The organism is Thermaerobacter litoralis (assembly GCF_054654595.1).
The window spans coordinates 632,560-654,882 of record NZ_BAAIES010000009.1; the positions used below are offsets into that span (position 1 = coordinate 632,560).

At 75.6% G+C, this 22,323-nt stretch carries 15 protein-coding genes, 7 tRNA genes and 1 other RNA gene; 2 read left to right on the top strand and 21 right to left on the bottom strand.

What is annotated here, in order from left to right; all coding sequences use genetic code 11:
- Positions 1-136: 136 nt before the first annotated feature.
- Positions 137-218 (bottom strand) — tRNA-Leu (locus ACYQ02_RS09740).
- A 357-nt stretch (positions 219-575) separates the two neighbouring features.
- On the opposite strand from ACYQ02_RS09740, the gene speE reads away from it, so the two are divergent.
- Positions 576-1,448, top strand: coding sequence for a polyamine aminopropyltransferase (gene speE, locus ACYQ02_RS09745; protein ID WP_460040237.1), 873 nt, complete (start codon positions 576-578; stop codon positions 1,446-1,448).
- Here the strand turns inward: speE and ACYQ02_RS09750 are convergent.
- Positions 1,402-2,109, bottom strand: coding sequence for an ankyrin repeat domain-containing protein (locus ACYQ02_RS09750; RefSeq protein WP_460040238.1), 708 nt, complete (start codon positions 2,107-2,109; stop codon positions 1,402-1,404). The genes speE and ACYQ02_RS09750 overlap by 47 nt on opposite strands.
- Before the next feature lie 617 nt (positions 2,110-2,726).
- Between ACYQ02_RS09750 and ACYQ02_RS09755 the strand changes: the two genes are divergently transcribed.
- Entirely contained in the window at positions 2,727-4,616 is a 1,890-nt protein-coding gene (locus tag ACYQ02_RS09755) for an amino acid permease (protein WP_460040239.1), read from the top strand.
- Positions 4,617-4,745: 129 nt separating this feature from the next.
- Here the strand turns inward: ACYQ02_RS09755 and ACYQ02_RS09760 are convergent.
- The 19 genes from ACYQ02_RS09760 to ACYQ02_RS09850 form a co-directional block, all read right to left on the bottom strand.
- A tRNA-Lys gene (locus tag ACYQ02_RS09760) sits at positions 4,746-4,818 on the bottom strand.
- A gap of 7 nt (positions 4,819-4,825) precedes the next feature.
- A tRNA-Gln gene (locus ACYQ02_RS09765) sits at positions 4,826-4,896 on the bottom strand.
- Between the two features lie 75 nt (positions 4,897-4,971).
- Positions 4,972-5,045 (bottom strand) — tRNA-His (locus ACYQ02_RS09770).
- Between the two features lie 211 nt (positions 5,046-5,256).
- Positions 5,257-5,328 (bottom strand) — tRNA-Arg (locus tag ACYQ02_RS09775).
- Between the two features lie 34 nt (positions 5,329-5,362).
- Positions 5,363-5,433 (bottom strand) — tRNA-Gly (locus tag ACYQ02_RS09780).
- Positions 5,434-5,604: 171 nt separating this feature from the next.
- A tRNA-Pro gene (locus tag ACYQ02_RS09785) sits at positions 5,605-5,676 on the bottom strand.
- A gap of 13 nt (positions 5,677-5,689) precedes the next feature.
- Positions 5,690-6,352 carry an XTP/dITP diphosphatase gene (locus tag ACYQ02_RS09790; RefSeq protein ID WP_460040240.1) on the bottom strand — a complete coding sequence of 221 codons (663 nt, stop codon included), beginning with the start codon at positions 6,350-6,352 and terminating at the stop codon, positions 5,690-5,692.
- Between the two features lie 161 nt (positions 6,353-6,513).
- Positions 6,514-7,899, bottom strand: a complete 1,386-nt coding sequence (glmL, locus tag ACYQ02_RS09795) for a methylaspartate mutase accessory protein GlmL (protein ID WP_460040241.1) — start codon at positions 7,897-7,899, stop codon at positions 6,514-6,516.
- 66 nt (positions 7,900-7,965) lie between these two features.
- The gene (locus ACYQ02_RS09800; RefSeq protein WP_460040242.1) at positions 7,966-8,496 is read right to left on the bottom strand and encodes a DUF2179 domain-containing protein; all 531 of its coding nucleotides are present in this window, start codon (positions 8,494-8,496) and stop codon (positions 7,966-7,968) included.
- Positions 8,493-9,782 (bottom strand): DNA polymerase IV, encoded by a 1,290-nt coding sequence (gene dinB / locus ACYQ02_RS09805; RefSeq protein WP_460040243.1) that lies wholly within the window; start codon positions 9,780-9,782, stop codon positions 8,493-8,495. The genes ACYQ02_RS09800 and dinB overlap by 4 nt, the downstream gene beginning before the upstream one ends.
- Before the next feature lie 288 nt (positions 9,783-10,070).
- Positions 10,071-10,421, bottom strand: a transfer-messenger RNA (tmRNA) gene (ssrA, locus tag ACYQ02_RS09810).
- A gap of 312 nt (positions 10,422-10,733) precedes the next feature.
- Positions 10,734-11,201, bottom strand: coding sequence for an SsrA-binding protein SmpB (gene smpB, locus ACYQ02_RS09815; RefSeq protein WP_460040244.1), 468 nt, complete (start codon positions 11,199-11,201; stop codon positions 10,734-10,736).
- Positions 11,143-13,866 carry a ribonuclease R gene (gene rnr, locus ACYQ02_RS09820; protein WP_460040245.1) on the bottom strand — a complete coding sequence of 908 codons (2,724 nt, stop codon included), beginning with the start codon at positions 13,864-13,866 and terminating at the stop codon, positions 11,143-11,145. The genes smpB and rnr overlap by 59 nt, the downstream gene beginning before the upstream one ends.
- Before the next feature lie 473 nt (positions 13,867-14,339).
- On the bottom strand, positions 14,340-16,433 hold the full coding sequence (locus ACYQ02_RS09825; RefSeq protein ID WP_460040246.1) for a sodium-translocating pyrophosphatase: 2,094 nt from the start codon (positions 16,431-16,433) through the stop codon (positions 14,340-14,342).
- Between the two features lie 211 nt (positions 16,434-16,644).
- Positions 16,645-16,860 carry a preprotein translocase subunit SecG gene (gene secG, locus ACYQ02_RS09830; protein ID WP_460040342.1) on the bottom strand — a complete coding sequence of 72 codons (216 nt, stop codon included), beginning with the start codon at positions 16,858-16,860 and terminating at the stop codon, positions 16,645-16,647.
- A 328-nt stretch (positions 16,861-17,188) separates the two neighbouring features.
- Positions 17,189-18,484 (bottom strand): phosphopyruvate hydratase, encoded by a 1,296-nt coding sequence (gene eno / locus ACYQ02_RS09835; RefSeq protein ID WP_460040247.1) that lies wholly within the window; start codon positions 18,482-18,484, stop codon positions 17,189-17,191.
- A gap of 112 nt (positions 18,485-18,596) precedes the next feature.
- Positions 18,597-20,141: a 2,3-bisphosphoglycerate-independent phosphoglycerate mutase gene (gene gpmI, locus ACYQ02_RS09840; protein WP_460040248.1), complete on the bottom strand. Its 1,545-nt coding sequence runs from the start codon at positions 20,139-20,141 to the stop codon at positions 18,597-18,599.
- Positions 20,138-21,073 (bottom strand): triose-phosphate isomerase, encoded by a 936-nt coding sequence (tpiA, locus tag ACYQ02_RS09845; RefSeq protein ID WP_460040249.1) that lies wholly within the window; start codon positions 21,071-21,073, stop codon positions 20,138-20,140. The genes gpmI and tpiA overlap by 4 nt, the downstream gene beginning before the upstream one ends.
- Positions 21,070-22,320, bottom strand: a complete 1,251-nt coding sequence (locus tag ACYQ02_RS09850) for a phosphoglycerate kinase (protein WP_460040250.1) — start codon at positions 22,318-22,320, stop codon at positions 21,070-21,072. The genes tpiA and ACYQ02_RS09850 overlap by 4 nt, the downstream gene beginning before the upstream one ends.
- Positions 22,321-22,323 lie beyond the last annotated feature (3 nt).

The following is a 22,323-nucleotide window of genomic DNA, read 5'->3' on the forward strand; positions in this document are numbered from 1 at the left end:
GGATCGGCTCGGCCGATGGATTGCCTCGCCCTTCGCTGCTGGTGAACGGGCTGCGGCGGCTGGAACCGCCCGCCGACACGTGAGTATAGCACGGGCCGGTTCATCCTGCAACGCACCGCCGGTTCCCAGGGCCCTGTGCGGGCGGGGAGACTCGAACTCCCACGGGATGAACCCACCAGATCCTAAGTCTGGCGCGTCTGCCGTTCCGCCACGCCCGCGCTTCCCGAAGCCAGGCCGGGACTCCCGGGGTACGCGCCGGTCATTTTACCATTGCGGATGGAAGGCGTCCACGGCCCTGGTGGCCACGGCCCCGCGGTCCCCGCCCCGGTCCAGGCGTCCATGGGCTGGGCGGGGATGGGTGAGCGGCCACGGCCGCCCCCTGGATCGAGGTCTCGGCGGGGCAGGGTTCGGGCCCCCGGTAGCAAACAGGTGCAGGGGTGGCTCCGCCGGGTGGCCCCCGGGCACGGCGCCGCTCGGTGGCCGCCTTTGGGTCCTGGCGCAGCGCCACCGCGGCTGCGCCGCGCCCGCCGGGGTCGCCCCGGGCGGAGACCATGGCTGCAAAGGAGTGAGCGGACGTGACCCAGGCCGGTTGGCAGGTCGACCCGGAATCCGGATGGCTGGTGGAGAACCAGACCATCGGCTTTCAGATCCGGTGGCGCCTGCAACGGCTGCTCCATCACGAGCGGTCCGCCTACCAGGACATCGTCGTGGCCGAGCTGGAGCGCTTCGGCCGCGCCCTGTTCCTCGACCGGATCCTGCAGGTCGCGGAGATGGACGAGTTCATCTACCACGAGATGCTGGTCCACGTCCCGCTGGCCTCCCTGAAGAGCGCGCGCCGCGTGCTGATCATCGGCGGCGGCGACGGCGGCACGCTGCGGGAGGTGACCCGCTGGCCCGACGTGGAGGCGATCCACCTGGTCGAGCTGGATGAGGCGGTGGTCCGCGTTTGCCGCCGGTGGCTGCCCCAGGTGGGCGGCGACGCCTGGGACGACCCGCGGCTGCAGATCGTCTACGCCGACGGCTTCGCCTTCTTGCAGGAGGCCCAGCCGGGGCAGTACGACGCCATCCTGGTGGACTGCAGCGACCCCGGCACCCCCGCCGACACCCTGTACAGCGAGACCTTCTACCGGCTGGCCCACCGGGCGCTGGCCGAGGGCGGCTGCCTGGTCCAGCAAGCCCTGTCCCCCTTCATCCACCGGGACGCCCTGGCGACCATCGGCCGCCGGCTGGAGGGCGTGTTCCCCCAGAGCGGGGTGTATTACTGCCCCTCCATCGCGTACCTGATCGGCCTGCAGGCCTTCGTCTGGGGTTCCAGGGGGACGAACCCGGCCAGCGGGCCCGTGCGCGACGCCCCTGCGGGCACCCGCTGGTACACGCCGGCGGTCCACCAGGCGGCCTTCGTCATCCCGCCGGCCCTGGAGGCGCTGCGGCCAGCCACCGCCGGATGACGGGATCCCGGGCGTGGTCCAGGGGCGTGCGCCGGCGTGCGTCCCGCGCCTGGGGGTCGACGCCCTGTTCCAGCAGCCACCGCACCACCTCCCGCTGTCCGGCCAGGGCGGCCACGTGAAGCAAGGTGCCCTGCCAGTCGTTGCGGGCGGCCAGCCAGCGCCGGTCGCGGCGGATCCACTGGCGCAGGCGCTCCAGGTCCCCCAGGCCGGCCGCGGCGAAGGGCCCGATGGCCGCACCCCCTTCGACCAGTAGCCGCGCCACCTGGGGATGGCCGAAGACGATGGCCCAGTCCAGGGGCGTCTGGCCGCCTGCCGCCGCCACGTCGGGATCGGCCCCCCGGTCCAGCAGGAGGGCGACCACGTCCCGGTGGCCGTACCGGGCCGCGTAGTGGAGCGGGACCAGCCACCAGCGGTTGACCGCATCGGGGTCCGCCCCCAGATCGACGAGCCGCCCGGCCACGTCCGCCCAGCCGTGGCGCGCCGCGTGGTGGAGCGGGGTCATGCCGGTGGGCGCCACCACCTGCGCCAGCCGGGGTGAGTGACTTAAGAGGGCAAGGACCCGGTCCTTCCGGCCGTCGCGGCCCGCTTGCAGGATGCGGCTGGCCGCGGGCTCCTGGGGCGGGACGGGGGTGATCGCCGGTTCCTCGGACCGGCCCGCCATCGCCCGGCCGTCAGGGGCGGCCCCATCGCCCGCCGGGCGGCGGGCACCGGCCCCACCGGCAGCCGGGACGGCCGCCCCGTGGCCTTGCCCACCGTCCGGCGCTTTGCCGGCGCGCCCTGGATCTCCGAGCCGCCGGCGCGGCCCTGCCCGCCCGTTCCCTGGGTCCTCCATCGCAGCGCCCTCCCCGCTGTCGCCTCGGCCCCATCCCGGCGACATCTTGTCCCGCCCCCGTCCTCCCGCGCCGCGCCCCTGTGGGGCCACCGTTCCCCGCGCCCGGGCCGCCGCGCGCCGTGCTACCGCGCCGTGCCACCGCGCCGTGCCACCCAGTCCCCGGCCGAAGCCCCCGGCCGCCGGCCGGACCCGCCCGGCCTCCCGCCGGGCATCCCGCCACCGGATGAGGACCCGGACCCCGCTTCATGCTAAAACCCGCAAGGTGCCCCCGGGAAGGCCTGGGGGGAGGGGGGTCGCGGATCCCGGTAGCAGCGGACCGGGGCAGCCACCGGCCCGGCCGCGACCGGGACCGCGCCCCATCGCGCACCACCCTACCGCGCACCAGCCACTGGGATCCGGGGGGCGGGCGGGTGCCCGCCGGGGTCCCCAAGGGGGAAGGGATCGCCATGGCCCGACGGGACGGCTTGACGGCCGGCCAGATGACCATGCTGGCCCTGGGCAGCGCCATCGGCGGCGCCTTCTTTTTGGGCTCGGCGGTCGCCATTCGCAGCGCCGGCCCCGCCGTCCTGCTGGGCTTCGCCATCGGCGGCGCCATCGTCTACGTGGTCCTGATGGCCCTGGCGGACCTGACCCTGGAGGACCCGGCTCCCGGCTCCTTCCGCCATTACGCCCAAAAGGCCTTCGGCCCCCTGGCCGGGTTCGTCGTGGGCTGGGTCTACTGGGCCGGCCTGACCCTGGCCATGTCCAGCGAGGCGACGGCGGCGGCCGTGTTCCTCCGCACCTGGTTGCCGGGGATGTCCGGGCCCGTGCTGGCCACCCTGATCGTCCTGGCCGTGACCGGGCTCAACCTGCTGGGGGCGCGCCAGCTGGCGCGCCTGGAGGGCGCCCTGGCCGGCGTCAAGTTGCTGGCCGTCTGCGGGTTCATCCTGGTCGCCCTGGCGCTGATCACGGGCCTCTGGCCCGGCCGGGCGCCGGTGGGGCTGGGCGCCCTGGCCCGGGAGCCGTGGCAGGCGGCGGGCTGGCGGGGACTGCTGGGAGCCATGCTGGTGGTGATGTTCACCTACGCGGGCACCGAGATCATCGGCCTGGCGGCGCCCTCCTCCCGGGACCCGCGGCGGACGGTGGTCCGGGCGGCGCGGCGGACGGCCCTGGTGCTGGCCGGCCTCTACGTGCTGGCCGTCGGCGTCCTCCTGCCCCTGATCCCCACCCGGCGGCTCGGCGTGTCGGCCAGCCCCATGGTGGCGGCCCTGGCGGCCCACGGGCTGGCCGGGACGGCCCGGGTGGTCAACGGGGTGCTGGTGACGGCGATCCTCTCCACCATGCTGGCGGTGATGTTCAGCCTGGGGCGGGTCGTCCGCTCCCTGGCCGAGGACGGCATGGGGCCGGCCTGGCTGGTCGAGGGCAGCCCGGTCCCGCGGCGCGGCATCCTGTTCTCCGGCGCGGTGATGCTGGCGGGGGTCGGTTTGGGCTACCTGGTGCCGCGCCAGGTCTACGTCTTTCTGGTCAGCGCCGGCGGCTTCGCCCTGTTGCTGGTCTACGCCAGCATCGTCGCGGCCCACTGGCGGCTGCGGGCGGCCGGGGCGAGGGCGGGCCTCCGGCCGCCGGCGCGGGCTCCGGCCGTTGGCCAGGCGCCCGGCCGGCCCCGGACCCTGGTTCCCGGCTTTCCCTGGAGCAACGTCCTGGTCCTGGCCGTGGTGCTGGCGGTGATGGCGGGCATGCCCCTGGTCCCCGGCCAGGGGGCGGGCCTGGCGGCCGGCCTGGTCCTGACCGCGCTGGCCGCCGGCGTGTACCTGGTCCGGGCCCGCGGGGCGGCACGGGCGGCGGCGACGGAACGGGCGGCCGCGGCGGACCAGGTCGCCACGGCGGGGCGGGCCACCGCGGCGGAGCGGGCGGCGGGGACCGGGCAGGTGGCCGTGGTCCCGCGGGCGGCCACGGCGGAGCGGGCAGCCGCGGCTCCTGGGGCCAGCCGGGGGCCCGTCCCCGGCCCGGCGCGCGCGGCCAGCGGACCGGCGCACGGGACGAACCCAGGCCCTTCCCGGCCGGCCGCCGCCAGGGGCCCCCAGGACGTCACCCCCAAGGGCATAGCCCCCGCTGGGGTCGCCACCGCCCCGGCCCGCCATGGGTCCCGCGCCGGGTCCCCGGGCCGGCGAAGCCGCGATCCCCAGGAGGACCCGCCGCAGGAGGGCCGGCCACCGGTTCGTCCCGCCCTGGCCTTCGAAGCCGGCGAGGAGATGGCCCCGGAGGTCCCGGACGCCCCGCCCGCCGCGCAAACCCCGCCTTCCGCCAAGACCGCCACCAGACCGGACGATCCCGCCGGTTCTCCCGACGGCCGGTAGGCGCCGGCCCCGGCCGGTGCGGCCGGGCATGGCCCGGTGCCTGGCCCCAGGACGGGAAAAGGCCCCCGGCGAGCCGCGCCGCAACGAAGGCGGCCGCCGGCCAGGGGCCTTGGCGCGAGGTTCACCCGGTGGGCCATGAGGGAGTCGAACCCCCAACACCCCGGTTAAAAGCCGGGTGCTCTGCCAGTTGAGCTAATGGCCCTCTTCTGCTGGGGCGGCAGGATTCGAACCTGCGATCGAGGATCCAAAGTCCCCTGCCTTGCCGCTTGGCTACGCCCCACCGAACAAGGCCAATGGGCCACCGCATAAGGCCAATGGGCGGCTCGAAGCCCTTGGGGCCTGAGCCGCCGCGCTGGGTGACTGAGGGGATTCGAACCCCCGACCTCCAGGGCCACAACCTGGCGCTCTAACCAGCTGAGCTACAGCCACCACGATCGCTTGAACCGGTCTTCAATCCGGCCTTCTCCGGCCCGGCGGTGGCACCGCCGGTGGGCCGGCTGTCCCCGGCCGCGGCCGGCGGCCAGCCCGGTACCGGGGGCTGCGGCCATGCCGGGCCGGCTTCCCTATGATAGCACACCGGGCGCGCCCCGTGGACCCGCCGGGCGTTCCGGTTCTTCCCACTCCCGGCCTCGCCGGTCGGCGCGCCCGGAGGGATTTGAACCCCCGACCCACCGCTTAGAAGGCGGTTGCTCTTCCGCTGAGCTACGGGCGCGGGTGGATGCGCCGGCGGCGCGGCGCGCCCGCTGAGCGGGAGACGGGAATCGAACCCGCGTCACCGGCTTGGAAGGCCGGCGCTCTACCATTGAGCTACTCCCGCGTGAGCTACTCCCGCGCAAGCGACTTCCGCGTGGTGAAGGATCCGCGCGGGGACCCCGGTCGCCAGCCGAGGTGGCCTGGGGCGGCGTGGCATTCGGACGAACCGGCGACGCCGCCGGCCCCGCGGCAGCCGGTCCGCCGTCGCCGGCGCGGCGGCCGGAAGCCGCGCCTGTCGGGGCGGGCGGATTCGAACCGCCGACCTCTTGCTCCCAAAGCAAGCGTGCTGCCCCTGCACCACGCCCCGCCGGTCCACGCCGTCAATTAACTATACCGTCCACCAGCCAGGCGCGCAACGCCGGCAGCAGCGCGCGCAAGGCGCGGGCGCGGTGGCTGACCCGGTTCTTCGCCTCCGGACCCGCTTCGGCGAAGGTGACGCCCAGGTCGTCGGAGAGGAACAGGGGATCGTAGCCGAAGCCCCCTGTGCCCCGGGGCGCCTCTAGGATGCGCCCCGGCGCCTCGCCCTCCGCCCAGGTCCAGCGGCCGTCCGGCATGGCCAGCACCACCACGGCGCGGAACCGGGCGGTGCGCCGCGGGGGCGGCACCCCCTCGAGCTCCGCCAGCAGCCGGGCATTGTTGGCCGCGTCGGTGGCTTCCGGTCCGGCAAAGCGGGCCGAGTACACGCCGGGCCGTCCGCCCAGGGCGTCGACGCAGAGCCCGGAGTCGTCGGCCAGGGCGGGCAGGCCTGTCTGCCGGGCCACGGCCTCGGCCTTGAGCCGCGCGTTCTCCAGGAAGGTGGAACCGGTCTCGGCGGGCATCTGGACGCCGCCCACCTCGTCCAGGGTCCGGACGTGGATGGGCAACCCGGCCTCCTGGAGCATCGCCTCCAGTTCCCGCACCTTGCCCCGGTTGTGGGTCGCCAGGACCAGCTGGGGCACGGGCCCCGCCACCCGGCTCGCTGTGGTTCGGTCCCCTTGCTCCACGACGATCCTCCTCGCCCCTGCTCAAGGCGGCCGCCCGGGTGAAAGGCCCCGGCCGGACGCCGCGCAACCCAGCCCCCGCGGCCCGGAAACACCCGCCCCGCCCCGCCGGTGGGCCACCGCCCGGCCCGGGCCTGGCGCCTGCCCCGGCGTCGCCGGCGGCCTCAGGCCACGCGGGTGAGGCTGCCCTTGAGCAGCTTGTACGCCGCCGCGGGATCGACGGCGGACAGCAGCCCGGCGTGGCTCAGCAGGTACTGGCCGTCGACCCAGAGGGCCCCCTGGCGGGGGCGCAGGATGGGCCCCTCGCCCGCCGGGTCCAGGGCGGCGGCCAGGATCGCCGCCGGCTCCGGCGCATGGCGGAAGATGCCGCCCGTGCCGATGACGTGGCCCACCGGGCGCAGGTCCTTGCCCCGCTGGATCCAGCGCCGCCCGTGGGGGGTGGCCAGCGGCTCCCGCCGGCCCGCGTGCCGTTCCACCGCCAGCCGGACCGCCGCCTGGGCCAGCTGCTGGTCGGCCAGCCGCTCCTCCCCGTCGCCGGCGCCGGGCACGAAGGCCGGGTCGGCGGCGCGGCGCGCCACCCGCTGGGCCCAGGGACCGCCGGCCGGCCCGTCGCGGAGGAACCCGGCCGCTTCGGCCAGGGACGGGGCCCCGTGGCGCAGGCCCAGGTCGCCCTCCACGGTGCGCTGGCTGCGCGGCGGCGGCAGGCCCCGGAGCACGGTCTTGCCGTCGGCGGGCAGGCCGGCGGCCACCGAGTGGACGTCGGTGGTGGCGCCGCCCACGTCGACCACCAGCAGCTCGCCCAGGCCCGGCTCGCCGCCGGCCCCGTCGGCCAGCAGCTCGGCCCCCCGCAGGGCCGCGGCCGGCGTGGGCATGAGGATCGCCCCCAGCCGGCGCTCCACCTCCCGCCAGCCCCGGGCGACCACGATGCGCTCCATGAAGACGCGGCGGATGGCCTCGCGGGCCGGTTCGACCTGGATGGTATCCAGCCGCGGCAGCACGTTGTCGACCACCACCGCCGCCTTGCCACCCTCCTCGAGGAGGGCCGCCGCCTCGGGGGCTGCGTCCCGGTTGCCCGCCACCACCACCGTGGCCCGGGTCGGGCAGCGGGCCAGGGCCCGGGCGAAATCGACCAGCGCCGTGCGGTTGCCCCCGTCGGTCCCCCCCGCCAGCAGGATGATCTCCGGGTCCAGCTCCGCCAGGCGGTCCAGGTCGGCGCTGCTCAGGGTCCCGCTGAAGGTGGCCAGCACCCGCGCCCCGGCGCCCAGGGCGGCGCGCCGAGCGGCCTCGGCCGTCAAGCCCGGGACCAGGCCGACCGCCACCATCCGCAGGCCGCCGCCGGCGCTGGAGCAGGCCAGCCGGTGGCGGAAGGGCGGCAGGCGGCCGCCGTAGGCGTCCTCCAGGGCCGCCAGGGCGGCATCCAGGCCCTCCTCCAGGCCGGTGGCGTAGGTGGTGGGCGCCTGGGCGCGGGCCAGCAGGCGGGGTTCGTCCAGGTCGACGGCGGAGACCTTGGTGAAGGTGCTGCCGAAGTCGACGAGCAGGACGGCGTTCATCACCAGCCTCCCTTCGCGCCGGGCTCGATGCGGGCTCGATCCGGGCTCGATCCGTTCACGGGCGGGCTATTTGCCCTTGCGCAGCAGGGGGAAGACCCCGCCGATGGCGCGCCGGGTGTCCAGGACGGTGACGAAGGCGTGGGGCTCCCGCTCCCGCAGGGTGGCCAGCAGCTGGGGCAGCGCCTTGCGTTCCACGGTGATCAAGAGGACCGTGCGGTGGCCCTCCCGGCCCTGCCCCTCCAGCTCCGTCACGCCGTAACCCTGGCGGCGGAGATCGCCGGCCAGGACACGCCCCCCGCTGCCGTGGGGGATGACCTGCACCATCTCCACCCCCAGCGCCAGGCGCTCCTCCAGCGCGCTGCCCAGGTAGCTGCCACTGGCGAACCCCAGGGCGTAGAAGAGCAGGGTCAGGGGCGCCTGGTGCAGGCGCTCGACGACGAAGCCCAGGGCCAGGATGTAGAGGGTCACTTCGAACAGGCCGACCAGGGACCCCAGCAGCCGTTGCCCGCGAAACACCAGCATCAGGCGCAGGGTGCCCAGGCTGACGTCGGCCACCCGGGCCAGGAACACCAGGATGTAGCTCAGGTATTCGTTCACGGCCGCAGGTCCCTCCGTCGGCGCCCGGGGGCCGCCGGGCGGCCGGCTCCGTCGCGGCGGGCTCCATCGACCCCATCGGGACGAACCGGCCGGGGCGGGCGGGCCCCGGTCCGCGTCCCACCCGGCCGCCCCACCCCGCCGTCCCCCTCCGGGAGCCAGCGGGCGGCCAGGCCGATGGCACCCGGCCCGAAGCGCCCCCGCACCCGGTCGATGGCCTCGGCCAGCCGCTGGGCCCGGGCATCGTCCGGCCACAGTTCCAGCTGCTGCGGCTCGTCCCGGTGGATCAGGCCGCCCGCCGCCACGCCCACCAGCCGCAGCCACCGGCCCGCGGGAACGTGCCGCTCCAGGAGGTCCCGCGCGGTGGCGAAGAGCTCCCCGTCGGCGTGGATGGGATGGGGCAGGCTGCGGCTGCGGGTGATGGTGGTGAAGTCGGCGTAGCGCACCTTCAAGGTGACCTGGGTCGCACGATAGCCGTGGCGGCGCAGCCGGCCGCCCAGCTCCTCACAGAGTTCGGCCAGCACGGGCAGGACCTGGTCCGCCCGCCGGTCCTGGGCCAGGGTCCGCTCCTCGCTCAGGGAGCGGGTGGGGCTCGAGGCGCCGACCGGGCGGGGATCCCACCCCCGGGCCCGGGCCTGCACCTCCGCGACGCGCCCCTTGAGGACCGGTTGGAGGATGGCTGGGTGGGCCGCCGCCAGCTGGCCCAAGGTCTCGATGCCCAACCGGCGCAGCCGCGCGGCCGTGGCCGGACCGAGCCCCGGCAGGGCGTCCACGGGCTGGGGCGCCAGCCACCCTTCGACCGCGCCCGGCGGCACCACCAGCAGCCCGTCGGGTTTGGCCGCCTGGCAGGCCATCTTGGCCACCAGCCGGTTCGGCCCGACCCCGACCGTCATGGCCAGGCCCACCTCGCGCCGCACCGCCTCCCGCAGCCGCCGGGCCGCGGCCGGCCCGTCGCCCCGGACCTCCAGGTACGCCTCGTCGATGGACACGGGCTCCAACACCGGGCTCTCCCGGGCCAGGATCGCCATCACCTGCCGCGAGACCTCGAGATAGCGTTCCCGGCGCACGGGGAGGAACACGGCGTGGGGGCAGAGCCGCCGGGCCTGGGCCAGGGGCATGGCGGAGCGCACGCCGAAGGCCCGGGCCTCGTAGGAGCAGGTGGCCACCACGCCCCGGGAGTGGGGGTCGCCGCCCACGATCACCGGGCGGCCCGCCAGTTCGGGGCAGTCGAGTTGCTCGACGGCGGCGAAGAAGGCGTCGAGATCGCAATGCAGGACCCAGCGCTCCATGGCGGCCCCCCGACCGACCCGCACCGGGCCGGCGTCGCCCGCGGCGGCCCGCGCGCAGGCGGCGGCCGCCCACCTCCGCGCCGGCCCCGTGTGAGCTGCGGCGCTGCGGCTCCGGCGCCTGTGCACCGCGCCGGCCCACCACCTGGCCTGCGGCGCAGCGGCCCCCGGCTCCGGCGCGCCGCGCCGGCACGGCGGCCACGGGCTTACCCGCCCCCCTCGGCACCACCGGACGCCCGGCAGGAAAACGCCCCGGGCGGCCGGTTCGCCAACCGGCCACCCGGGGCTCCACGGTGGAGGTGCGGGGATTTGCACCCCGGTCCGCCGGCGGGCCAGCCGGAGCCTCTACGAGCGTAGCCCCTGTACGGTTCTCGCCCCCGCGGCCCCCAGGGGCAGGGTCCGCGAAGGCCAGCCCGCTCTGATCTCGCCGCCTGCCCCGCGGGCCGGGCCGGCGGCCAGCCTGCCGGATTGAAACCGCGCCAGTCCCGCAGGCGAGGACTCACGCGGCTTGGCCGCTAGCGATTAAGCAGCCAGAGCGAGCTCTTCGTTGGCACTTATTGGCCGTTCCGCTGTTTAACGAGGGGCGGAACCTCGGCTCGCTTCTCCAACCCACCCTACCGGCGTCGAATCTGAATCACCCCCGCAGGGATGGCGTCCCCCGCGTCACGGTCGCGGGGAATTCGCCCCGCGAGCCGCCGCGATTCGCCGGCCCGAGGGCGCATTCACGCAACATGGATTATACCACAACCCTCGCACCAGCACGGGGAGGCAACCGGGCCGGAAGGCCGGCCCGGCCATGGGCGCCGCGCCGCCCCGCAGGCTCCTGGCACCCCGCGTCCACCGGTTCGTCCCGCCCGGGCGGCCTCCCACAGCGCGCCCCTGCACAGGCCCCCTCCCGCGCCACAGGACCCGCCCAACCGGCCGCGCCGGGCGCCGGCCGCTACCGCCGCACGGCTACCGCCGCGCGCGCAGGGCCTGGGCCATCCGCCGCTGGGCCTCCCGCTGGGCGATGGTCGCCCGCTTGTCGTAGCTCTTCTTGCCTCGGGCCAGGGCCAGTTCGACCTTTGCCCAGCTGCCCTTCAGGTACAGCTTGAGCGGCACCAGGGTGTATCCCCGCTCCCGCACCCGGCCCGCCAGGTAGTCGATCTCCCGGCGGTGCAGCAGGAGCTTTCGTGGCCGGTCCGGCTCGTGGTTGAACCGGTTGCCGTGCTCGTACGGCGCGATGTGGACGCCGTAAAGCCACACCTCGCCCCGCTCGACCCGGGCGTGGCTGTCCCGCAGGTTGACCCGGCCGGCCCGGATCGACTTGATCTCGGTGCCGGTCAGCACCAGCCCCGCCTCGAAGGTCTCATCGATGAAGAAGTCATGGCGCGCCTTGCGGTTGTCGGCCACCAGGCGCACGCCGTCGCCGCGTGCCCCCATCGGTTCTCCTCTCCTGCTCCCCGCCGGTTCGCCCGCCCGGGGCGGCCTTGCTGGCGGCGCGCGTCCCGCCGGCCCGGGTCCGCCGCCCGGGCTGCTTGCCGCCGGCCGTCGCCCGTCCCCCGGCCCCTCCGTTCCGGCGCCCGTTGCGGGCGGCCCGCCCGGCGTCCTCCTCCAGCTCGCCGGCCAGTTCCGCCAGGACCAGGTCGATGGTTCGGGCCTCGGGGTTGACCTTGGCCACCACCACCTCCACCTCGTCGCCCAGGCGGAAGGTGCGCCGGGTGCGCTCGCCCACCAGGCTGTAGAGCTTCTCCTCGTAGTGATAGTAGTCGTCGGTCAGGGTGCTGACATGGACGAGGCCTTCCACCAGGTTCGGCAGGGTGACGAACAGGCCGAAGGAGGTGACGCCGGAGATGATGCCCTTGTACGTCTCCCCCACCTTGTCCGCCATGAACTGGACCTTCTTGAGGTCGACGCTCTCCCGCTCCGCCTCCTCAGCCAGCCGCTCCTGCTGGGAGCAGTGGTCGGCGATCTCTGGCAGGATCGCCTCCAGTTCCTCCACCCGCTGGGCCGGCAGGCTCCCCCGCAGCGCCAGCTCCTTGACGATGCGGTGCACCACCAGGTCGGGGTAGCGCCGGATCGGCGAGGTAAAGTGGCAGTAGAACCGGGCGGCCAGGCCGAAATGGCCCAGGGCCTCCGTGGCGTAGCGCGCCCGCTTCATGGTGCGCAGCACCACGGCGTTGACCAGGTACTCCTCGGGCCGGCCCTCGACCTGCTTGAGCACCTCCTGGAACTGGCGCGGGTGCAGCTTGCGCCGGGGCGGCAGGCGGTAGCCCAGGATCGTCAGGAAGGCGGCCAGTTCCTCCACCTCGTCGGGGTCCGGTTCCTCGTGGACCCGGTAGATGAAGGGCACCTGCCGCCAGTGGCAGTGCTCGGCCACCGTCTCGTTGGCGGCGATCATGAACTCTTCGATGATGCGGGTCGCCACCGTGCGCTCCCGGCGCAAGAGTTCCCGGGGCATGCCCTGCTCGTCCAGGACCACCTTGACCTCGGCGATGTCGAAGTCGATGCTGCCCCGCCGCTCCCGGCGGGCCGCCAGCCGGGCCGACAGCCGGGCCATGTCCTCCAGCATCGGCAGCACGTCCTGGTGCGCCTCCCGCAGCGCCCGCACCTCGGGATCGCCGGGGTCGCCCTCCAGCATCTGCTGGACGCCCTCGTAGGTCAGCCGGTGGCGGGTGCGGATGACGCTGGGGAAGATCTCATAGCCCACCCGCCGGCCCTGGGCGTCGAAGTCCATCAGCACCGTCACCGTCAGCCGGTCGACCCGCGGGTTCAGGCTGCAGATCCCGTTGGACAGGCGGGGTGGCAGCATGGGCAGCACCCGGTCCACCAGGTAGACGCTGGTCGCCCGGCGGCGGGCCTCCAGGTCCAGCGGGCTGCCCTCGGCCACGTAGTGGGAGACGTCGGCGATGTGGACGCCCAGCCGCCACACCGCCTCGCCCCCCTCGGGCAGGCGCTGGAGGGACACGGCGTCGTCCAGGTCCTTGGCGTCGGCGCCGTCGATGGTGACGATCAGCCAGTCCCGCAGGTCGCGCCGCCCCCGGCGGTCCCGAGCACTGACCTTCTCCGGCACCTGCTCGGCCTGGGCCAGGGCCGCCGGCGGGAACTCCACCCGGAGCCCCGCCTTAGCCACGATGGCGGCCACGTCGACGCCCGGGGCCTCGGCGGGCCCCAGCACCCGCACCACCCGTCCCTCCGGGCCGCGCCGCCGCTCGGGCCAGCGGGTGATCTCCACGACCACCATGTCGCCGGGCCGGGCGTCCCCCAGCTGCCCCTGGGGGATGAACACATCCCAGAAGACCCGCTGGTCGACGGGGGTGACAAACCCGTAACCGGCCTCGCCCCCCTGCCACTCCAGCCGGCCCACCAGCTCCCGGTTGGCCCGCTCCAGGATGCGGATGACCTCGCCCTCCGCCTTGCGCCCGCCCCGGGCGCGCCCCAGCAGCCGGACCACCACCCGGTCCCGGTGCATGGCGCCGTTGAGGTTCTCGGCGGGGATGAACACGTCGTCCCCATCGGGCTGGATCAGGAAGGCGTAGCCCTTGGGGTGCCCCTGCAGGACCCCCACCGCCAGGTTCATCCGCTCGGGGACGCCGTAACGCCGGGTCCGGGTCCGGACGACCCGGCCTTCGGCCTCCAGCCGCTCCAGGGCGGCGCGGAAGCCGGCGTCGGCCTCGGGGTCCTCGACCCCCATGGCTGCGGCCAGCTGGCCTGCCGTCAGCGGCCGGTAGGCCTTCTCCCGCATGAAGGCGAGGATCTTCTCTTCCCACGCGGCCACCGCGGCGGACGAACCGGCCCGGCCGCCCGGGGCCGGGGCACCGGCCGGCGACGGCGCGGCGCCGGGCGAGGGGGCCTGGACCGCCTGCGGGGAAGGAACCGGCTCCTGCGGGCCGCTGGCCCCTCCGGTGGCCGGTTCGTCCCGGACTGGGGTCGTGCTGCGGCGCGCCCTGGAGCCGGTGGCCCCGGCGGTCGCCTCCGCCGCCGGGGCAGGGCCGGGGATGTCCCGCAGGGCGCCATCGCCCCCGACCGCCGGCAGCGGGCCCGGCGGTGCCCCTTCGACCTGCGTCTTGACCGGTTCGTTGGTTGTCTTCTTCCTGCGTCTCGGCAAGGATCTTCCCTCCCGGGCCCGGGAACGGCCCGGGACCCCGACCGGCCGGTCCGCCCCAGCCCCGGTCAAGACACCGGGGTGGCTGGTTCGGCCTGCCTGTCCCCATGATACACGGCGGGCCGGCGCCCTGCAGGCCCGGATCGGCCAGGCCCGGGCCGGCCCAGGCGCTGCCCCGGCTCCGCGGCGGCCCGGCGGCGGCCCGGCGGTGGGCCGGCGGCGGTGGCGGCCGCTTCCGGTGGCGCCGCGGGTCTGCCTCGGAGGGGCGGCCGGCCTGGGACAGCCGATCGCCTCGGGGAGACCGGTCGCCCTGGGACAGCCCATCGCCCTGGGGCGGCCGGCCGGCCTGGGCCCGCCCGCCGGCCTGGGGGTGGGTGCCCCGCCCGGCCCCGATCGCCCCCGGGCGGGCCGCCCCCGCCACCGGGCGCCTTGGGGTCGTGCCCCGCGGGGGCCGTTAGCCGCCGCCCCCGGCCCGTTCATCCGCCGAGGCGCAGGAACAGGGGAGCGAAGACCAGGGCCACCACGGACATCAGCTTGATCAGGATGTTGAGCGACGGCCCCGCCGTGTCCTTGAAGGGGTCGCCCACCGTGTCGCCCACCACCGCCGCCCGGTGGGGGTCGGAGCCCTTGCCGCCCAGGGCGCCCCCCTCGATGTACTTCTTCGCGTTGTCCCAGGCGCCGCCCGCGTTGGCCATGAAGATGGCCACCAGCACGCCGGTCACCAGGGCGCCCGCCAGCAGGCCGCCCACGGCCTCAGGCCCCAGCAGCAGGCCGACGGCCAGCGGCGCCGCCACGGCCAGCAGCCCCGGCAGGACCATCTGGGCCAGGGCCGCCCGGGTGCTGATGTCCACGCAGCGGGCGTAATCGGGCCGTTCATCGCCCGTTAGGATGCCCGGCTTCTGGCGGAACTGGCGCCGAACCTCCTCGATCATGGCGAAGGCGGCGCGGCCCACCGCCTCCACCGCCAGGGCCGAAAAGAGCATGGGCAGCATGCCGCCGACCAGAGCTCCGGCGATCACCCGCGGGTCCAGCAGGTCGATGGCCCCCAGGCCCGTGGTGGCCGCGTAGGCCGAGAACAGCCCCAGTGCCGTCAGGGCGGCCGATCCGATGGCAAAGCCCTTGCCCATGGCCGCGGTGGTGTTGCCCACGGCATCCAGCCGGTCCGTGACGGAGCGCACCTCCGCCGGCAGGCCGGCCATCTCGGCGATGCCGCCGGCGTTGTCGGCGATGGGGCCATAGGCGTCGACGGCGACGGTGATGCCGGTGGTCGCCAGCATCCCCACGGCGGCCACGGCGACGCCGTAGAGGCCGGCATAGTGGTGGGCCACCAGGGTGGCCGCACCCACCACCAGCACGGGCAGGGCCGTGCTCTTCATCCCCACGGCCAGGCCGGCCAGGATGTTGGTGGCGGTCCCCGTCTCCGACGAGCGGGCCACCTGCTGCACCGGCGGCCGGTCGCCGGAGGTGTAGTACTCGGTGACCAGGCCGATGACCACCCCGGCCAGCATCCCCGCCACCATCGCCGCCGCCGCCTGGGCCAGCCCGAGCCAGCCGGCGGCCAGGCCGCCGCCCGCGGCGAAGGCGAAGGCCGCCGCCAGGGTGCCGCGGCGCAGCGCCGCCGCCGGATCGCCGCCCGCCCCGGCCCGGGTGAGGGCGATGCCCAGCAGGGAGGCCACCACGCCCACCGCCGCCAGCACCAGGGGGAAGAGGACCTGGGGCGCTGCCGGCCCGCCGCCGGCTGCCGGCGAGGGGAGCGCCGGCCCGCCACCGGGCGCACCGCCGCCGGCCGCCCCGCCCGCGGCCCCGGCCGCCGCCACCACCACCGCCGCCACCACCGAGCCCACGTAAGACTCGAAGAGGTCCGCGCCCATGCCGGCCACGTCCCCCACGTTGTCGCCCACGTTGTCGGCGATCACCGCCGGGTTGCGCGGGTCGTCCTCGGGGATGCCGGCCTCCAGCTTGCCCACCAGGTCGGCCCCCATGTCCGCCGCCTTGGTGTAGATGCCGCCGCCGACGCGGGCGAAGAGGGCGACGGAACTGGCGCCCATGGCGAAGCCGTTGAGGACCGACAGCGTGGCCGGCCGGGCCGGGTCGACCCAGAGAAGATAGAGCAGGCCCAGGCCCAGGAGGCCCAGGCCGACCACCGCCAGGCCCATCACCGCCCCGCCGCTGAAGGCGACGGCCAGGGCGGCGGGCAGGCCGCCCTGCTGGGCCATCCGGGTGGTGCGCACGTTGGCCGTGGTCGCCACCCGCATCCCGCCGAAGCCGGCGGCCAGGGACGTGGTGGCGCCGACCAGGTAGGCGGCGGCCACCGCCGGGCCGAACCCGGCCCCCGGGGCCCAGCGGCCGGCCACCGCCAGCACACCGGCCATCACCAGGACGAAGAGGACCAGCGCCCGGTACTCCCGGGCCAGAAAGGCCATGGCGCCTTCCTGGATGGCCCGGGCGACCTCCACCATCTTGCCCTCGCCGGCCTCCACCCGTGCCACCCCGCGGGCCAGGGACACGGCCACCGCCAGGGCCAGCAGCCCGGCGGCAGGGGCCAGCAGGGCCAGCTCCCGCTCCGCCACGGCAAGACCCCTCCCTTGGCGCGCCCGCAGCCTGCCGCCTGCTGCCGCGGGCTCCAGGGAAGTCCTATGCCGGCGGGCGGCTTGTCATCCCGGGGGACGAACCGGCCCCGGCGAAAGGCAGGGGCCCGCGCCGCCAGGGCGCGGGCCCGCCGTGCTCGCCCGTTAGGCTTGGATCGGGGTTCGGGTTGCTCCGAGCGGGGTCCTGCCCGCCTCAGTCCATGAAGAAGCCCAGCACGAAGGAGGTGATGAAGAAGACCACCGCCAGGATCACGGTCATCCGGCTGAGGAAGTCGTCGAGGCCCCGCCGCTTGCCGAAGAAGGCCTCCGCGCCGCCGGCGATGGCGCCCGACAGGCCGGCGCTGCGGCCCGACTGCAGGATCACGGCGGCGATCAGGCCGATCACGGCCAGGATGTGCAGGATCAGCATCACGGTCTCCACGGCATCCACCCCGTTCTGCGCCGGCCGCCGGCTCGTCCGTCGTGGCCGGCCCGGGGCCCGTCCTGGGCCCCTGCCCTCGGCCCGCCGCCAGGGCGGCTCGGGATCCGGCCGCCCCGGCCCGGTGCTCCGGCCGCGGGCTCGCCGCCGCCCGCCCGCCTGGCCCGCGGCAGGCCGGTTCCTCCGCCAGCGGTGGCCATGCGGTGCCATGCTACCACAGCCGGGCGGTACCGGCAACGGCAACCGGTGGCATCGGAGGGGCGTCGGCGCGGTCCGGTGGAAGGGCCCGGAGCCCCGGCCCAGGGCTCCGGGCCCGGCCCTAGCCCTGGGGCCGGCGGCCGAAGGCCGCCCAGCCCGCGTAGGCGGCGCTGTCGCCCAGCTGCTCTTCGATCCGCAGCAGCTGGTTGTACTTGGCCACCCGTTCGGAGCGGGAGGGGGCGCCCGTCTTGATCTGCCCCGCCCGGGTCGCCACGGCCAGGTCGGCGATGGTGACGTCCTCCGTCTCGCCCGACCGGTGGGAGACGATGTTGCGGTAGCCCGCCCGGGCCGCCGTCTCCATGGTCTCCAGGGTCTCCGTCAGGGTGCCGATCTGGTTGACCTTGACCAGCACGGCGTTGGCCGCCCCGGCGGCGATGCCCCGGCGCACCCGCTCCACGTTGGTGACGAACAGGTCGTCGCCCACCAGCTGCAGGCGCGAGCCCAGCCGCTGGGTCAGCCGCTGCCAGCCCTCCCAGTCTTCCTCCGCCAGGCCGTCTTCCAGGGAGACCAGGGGGTAGCGGTCGAGCCAGCGGGCGTACATCTCGATGAGCTCGTCCGCGGTCAGCCGCTGGCCCTGGCCCTCCAGCACGTACACGCCTTCCTCCGGCCGGTACCACTCGCTGGCCGCGGCATCGATGGCCAGGGCCACGTCCTCCCCCGGCCGGTACCCCGCCCGCTGGATCGCCTCCATCAGCACGTCCAGGGCGGCCTCGTTGGACTGGAGGTTGGGGGCGAAGCCGCCCTCATCGCCCACGCCCGTCGCCAGGCCCCGCTCGCTCAGGACGCGGTGCAGGGCGTGGAAGACCTCCGCCCCCATGCGCAAGGCGTCGGTGAAGGCCGGCGCGCCGGCGGGGACCACCATGAACTCCTGCACGTCCACGTTGTTGTCGGCGTGCCGCCCGCCGTTGAGGATGTTCATCAGCGGCACCGGCAGCAGCCGGGCCTGGACGCCGCCCAGGTAGCGGTAGAGGGGCAGCCCCACCGAGGAGGCGGCCGCCCGGGCCACCGCCAGGGACACCCCCAGGATGGCGTTGGCCCCCAGCCGCCCCTTGTTGGGCGTGCCGTCCAGCTCGATCAGGGTGCGGTCCACCGCGGCCTGGTCGAGGGCATCGAGGCCGACCACCTCGGGGGCGATGACCTCCCGCACGTTCTCCACCGCCTTGAGGACGCCCTTGCCCCCGTAGGCCTCGCCGCCGTCCCGCAGCTCCACGGCCTCGAAGGTGCCCGTCGACGCCCCCGACGGCACCGCCGCCCGGCCGAAGGCCCCGTCCTCCAGCCAGACGTCCACCTCCACCGTCGGATTGCCCCGGGAGTCCAGGATCTGGCGGGCTTCGACCCCTGCGATCAAGGTGCTCACGTGCGCTCCTCCTTCCCTCGCTGGACCGGCCCCTCGCTGGACCGGCGGCCCGGAGCGGGGCGCCGGCCGGCGGGACCCCGCTGGCCTCCTCCAGCCGCTCCCGCCGGGCTCCCTAGCCGGCCTGGATCAACGAGCGGCCCGTCATGGCCGCCGGCGGCTCGAGGCCCATGAGCTCCAGCAGCGTCGGCGCCGCGTCGGCCAGGATCCCGTCCCGCAGCCGCACGTGCCGCCGCCTGCGGTCCACCAGCACGCAGGGCACGGGGCTGGTGGTATGGGCCGTGTGGGGCTCCCCGGTGGCCGGGTCGACCATGATCTCGGCGTTGCCGTGATCGGCCAGGACCAGGGCGGCGCCGTCCTGGCGGCGGATGGCCTCCAGGACCTGGCCGAGGCAGCGGTCCACCGTGGCACAGGCCCGGATGGCGGCCTCCAGCACGCCCGTGTGCCCGACCATGTCGGGATTGGCGAAGTTCAGGATCACGGCGTCGAAGGCGCCGCCGTCGATGGCCGCCACCACCCGCTCCGTCACCTCGGGGGCGCTCATCTCGGGCTTGAGGTCGTAGGTGGCCACCTTGGGCGACGGGACCAGGATCCGCTCCTCCCCGGGGAACGGCGTCTCCTCCCGGCCGTTGAAGAAGTAGGTGACGTGGGCGTACTTCTCGGTCTCGGCGATGCGCAGTTGCCGCAGCCCCGCCCGCGCCACCACCTCCCCGAAGGTCTCCTTGAGGTAGACCGGCGGGAAGGCGGTGGGCAGCGGGAACGCCTCGTCGTACTCGATCATCTGGGTCAGCGGCAGGGGCCCGATGCCGTCGGGCCGCCGGAAGGCCTCGAAGGCGGGGTCGGCCAGGGCATGGGCCAGCTGCCGGGCCCGGTCGGCGCGGAAGTTGAAGAAGACCGTCTCGTCCCGCGCCGTGATCCGCGGCAAGGGCCGGCCGGCCTCGTCGACGATGACCACGGGCTCGATGAACTCGTCGGTCTGGCCGGCCGCGTAGGCCTGTTCCACGGCCTGCTCCGGCGACGGCGCCCGCCGGCCCTCGCCGGTGACCAGGGCCCGGTAGGCCCGCTCGGTCCGGTCCCACCGCTTGTCCCGGTCCATGGCGTAATAACGCCCGACCACGGTGGCGATCCGCCCGCCGGCCGCCGCCACCCGCTTCAGGTACTCGGGGGCGCTGGTGGGCGGCGTGTCCCGCCCGTCGGTGAAGGCGTGGACGACCGTCTCCACCCCTTCCCGCCGCCCCAGTTCCAGCAGGGCCAGCAGGTGGTCCAGGTCCGAGTGGACCCCGCCGTCCGAGACCAGGCCGATGAGGTGGAGCCGGCCGCCCCGCTGGCGGGCCCGCCGGGCCGCCCCCACCAGGGCTTCGTTCTCGAAGAAGGACCCGTCGGCGATGGCCCGGCTGATGCGGACGATGTCCTGGTAGACGATGCGGCCGGCGCCCAGGTTGAGATGGCCCACGTTGGAGTTGCCCATGAGCCCGGCCGGCAGGCCCACCGCCTCGCCGCTGGCCTCCAGCTGGGAGTGGGGCCAGGCAGCCCATAGCTCGTCCATCACCGGCGTGTCCGCCAGGGCGACGGCGTTGTTCTCCCGTTCGGCCCGCAGGCCCCAGCCGTCCAGGATGATCAGGGCCACGGGGCGGGGCCGGTTCGTCCCGGTCGTGGTCACGGCCGCATCGCCCCCGAGGAGCCCGCCCCGTGGGCCGGGCCACCCGCGGGACCGGGGGCCGGGCCGGTCAGGCCGGCGGCCGCCCGGGCCGCCACCCCCTCCAGGACCAGGCGGGCAAAGGCGGCGCCGTCCAGGGACGCCCCGCCCACCAGGGCGCCGTCCACGTCGGGCTGGGCCATGAAGCCGGCGATGTTGTCGGGCTTGACGCTGCCGCCGTAGAGCACCCGCACCGCCGCCGCCACCGCGGGGCCGTGGAGCCGGTCCACCAGCTGGCGGATGGCCGCCGCCACCGCCTGGGCGTCGGCGGGCGTGGCCGGGGTGCCGCTGCCGATGGCCCAGACGGGCTCATAGGCGATGACGACCCGGGCCGCCTGCTCGGGCTCCAGCCCGGCCAGGGCGTAGGCCACCTGACCGAGGACCACGGCCCGGGTGCGGCCCTCCTGGCGCTGGGCGGCGTCTTCCCCCACGCACAGGATGGGGTCGAGCCCCCCGGCCAGGGCGGCCTGCAGCTTGCGCTGGATCAGGGCGTCGGTCTCCCCCAGCAGCTGCCGCCGCTCCGAATGGCCGACGATGACGTAGCGGCAGCCCAGCTCCCGCAGCATGGGGGCCGACACCTCGCCGGTGAAGGCGCCGTAGTCGCCCCAGCCCAGGTCCTGGGCCCCCAGGGCGATGGCGCTCCCGGCCAGGGCTTGTCCCGCCGCCGCCAGGGAGGTGAAGGGGGGGCAGAGGACCACCTCGGCACCCGGGAGGGCCCGGCCGGCCCCGTCCGCAGCCTGGCCGGCGCCACCTCCGCTCCCTTCGACCGCCCGGCCCTCCAGCCCCTCCCGCACGGCCGCGGCCAGCCGGGCCGCCTCCGCCGGCAGGGTGTGCATCTTCCAGTTGCCGGCCAGCAGGGGCCTGCGGGCTGCCGGCGCGGGCGCTGCGCCGTTCACCGGTTCGTCCCCCCTTCCCGCGGTCCGGCGCCGTCCTGGGTGCCGGCGCCGCCCCTGCCGCCCGGGGCCGCGCCCGGGGCATCGGGCAGCACGGCGACCCCCGGCAGTTCCTTGCCCTCCAGCAGCTCCAGGGAGGCCCCGCCGCCCGTGGAGATGTGGTCGATGCGGCCGGCCACGCCGGTCCGCTGCACCGCGGCCACGCTGTCCCCGCCGCCGACCACCGTCACCGCGTCGAGCCCGGCCAGAAACTCGGCCAGGGCGAAGGTGCCCCGGTGGAAGGGCTCCACCTCGAACACCCCCAGGGGTCCGTTCCAGAAGACCGTGCCCGCCCCCGCCAGCCGCTCCCGCCAGGCGGCCAGGGTGGCCGGCCCCACGTCGACGGCCATGGCCTCCGGCGGGATGCGGTCGACGGGCACCACCTGGGACGGCGCCCCGGCCTCCAGCCGCTCCGTCACCACCACGTCGGCGGGCAGCAGGAGCCGGTCGCCGGCCGCCTCCAGCCACTGCCGGGCCGGTTCCACCTGATCGGGTTCGTAGAGGGAGCGGCCCACGGCGAAGCCCCGCGCCGCCAGCAAGGTGTTGGCCATGGCCCCGCCGATGGCGAGGCCGTCGCAGACCTCCAAAAGCCTCCGGATCACGCCGATCTTGTCGGACACCTTGGCGCCGCCCAGCACCGCCCAGAAGGGCCGCCGCGGGTTCTCCAGGAGCCCGCCCAGCACCTCCAGCTCCCGTTCCAGGAGGAACCCGGCGGCGGCGGGCAGGCGCTGGGCCACCCCCACCACCGAGGCGTGGGCCCGGTGGGCCGCCCCGAAGGCATCGTTGACGTAGCAGTCGGCCAGCCGGGCCAGGGCGGCGGCGAAGTCCGGGTCGTTGGCCGTCTCGCCCGGATGGAAGCGCAGGTTCTCCAGCAGCGCCACCTGCCCGGGTTCGAGCCCCGCCAGCTGCCGCTCCACGGCGGGGCCCACCACCTCGGGCACCGCCAGCACGGGCCGGCCCAGCAGCTCCTCCAGGCGGCGGGCCACCGGGGCCAGCCGCAAGGACTCCACCACCTGCCCCTTGGGGCGGCCCAAGTGAGAGCACAGGATCACCGCCGCCCCCTGGTCCAGCAGGTAACGGATGGTGGGCAGGGCCGCCCGGATCCGGGTGTCATCGGTGATGCGCCCGTTCTCCAGGGGCACGTTGAAGTCGGCGCGGACCAGCACCCGCCGTCCGCGCACCTCCAGGTCCCGCACCGACCGCTTGCGCACGGT

Bases quoted from the DNA above. Each gene is read 5' to 3' on its own strand.
- secG (WP_460040342.1), bottom strand. From the start codon at position 16,860: ATGCTGATCCTGCACATCCTGGCCGTGATCGGCCTGATCGCCGCCGTG.
- dinB (WP_460040243.1), bottom strand. From the start codon at position 9,782: ATGGAGCGCTGGGTCCTGCATTGCGATCTCGACGCCTTCTTCGCCGCC.
- ACYQ02_RS09755 (WP_460040239.1), top strand. From the start codon at position 2,727: ATGGCCCGACGGGACGGCTTGACGGCCGGCCAGATGACCATGCTGGCC.
- glmL (WP_460040241.1), bottom strand. From the start codon at position 7,899: ATGAACGCCGTCCTGCTCGTCGACTTCGGCAGCACCTTCACCAAGGTC.
- ACYQ02_RS09750 (WP_460040238.1), bottom strand. From the start codon at position 2,109: ATGGCGGGCCGGTCCGAGGAACCGGCGATCACCCCCGTCCCGCCCCAG.
- smpB (WP_460040244.1), bottom strand. From the start codon at position 11,201: ATGGGGGCACGCGGCGACGGCGTGCGCCTGGTGGCCGACAACCGCAAG.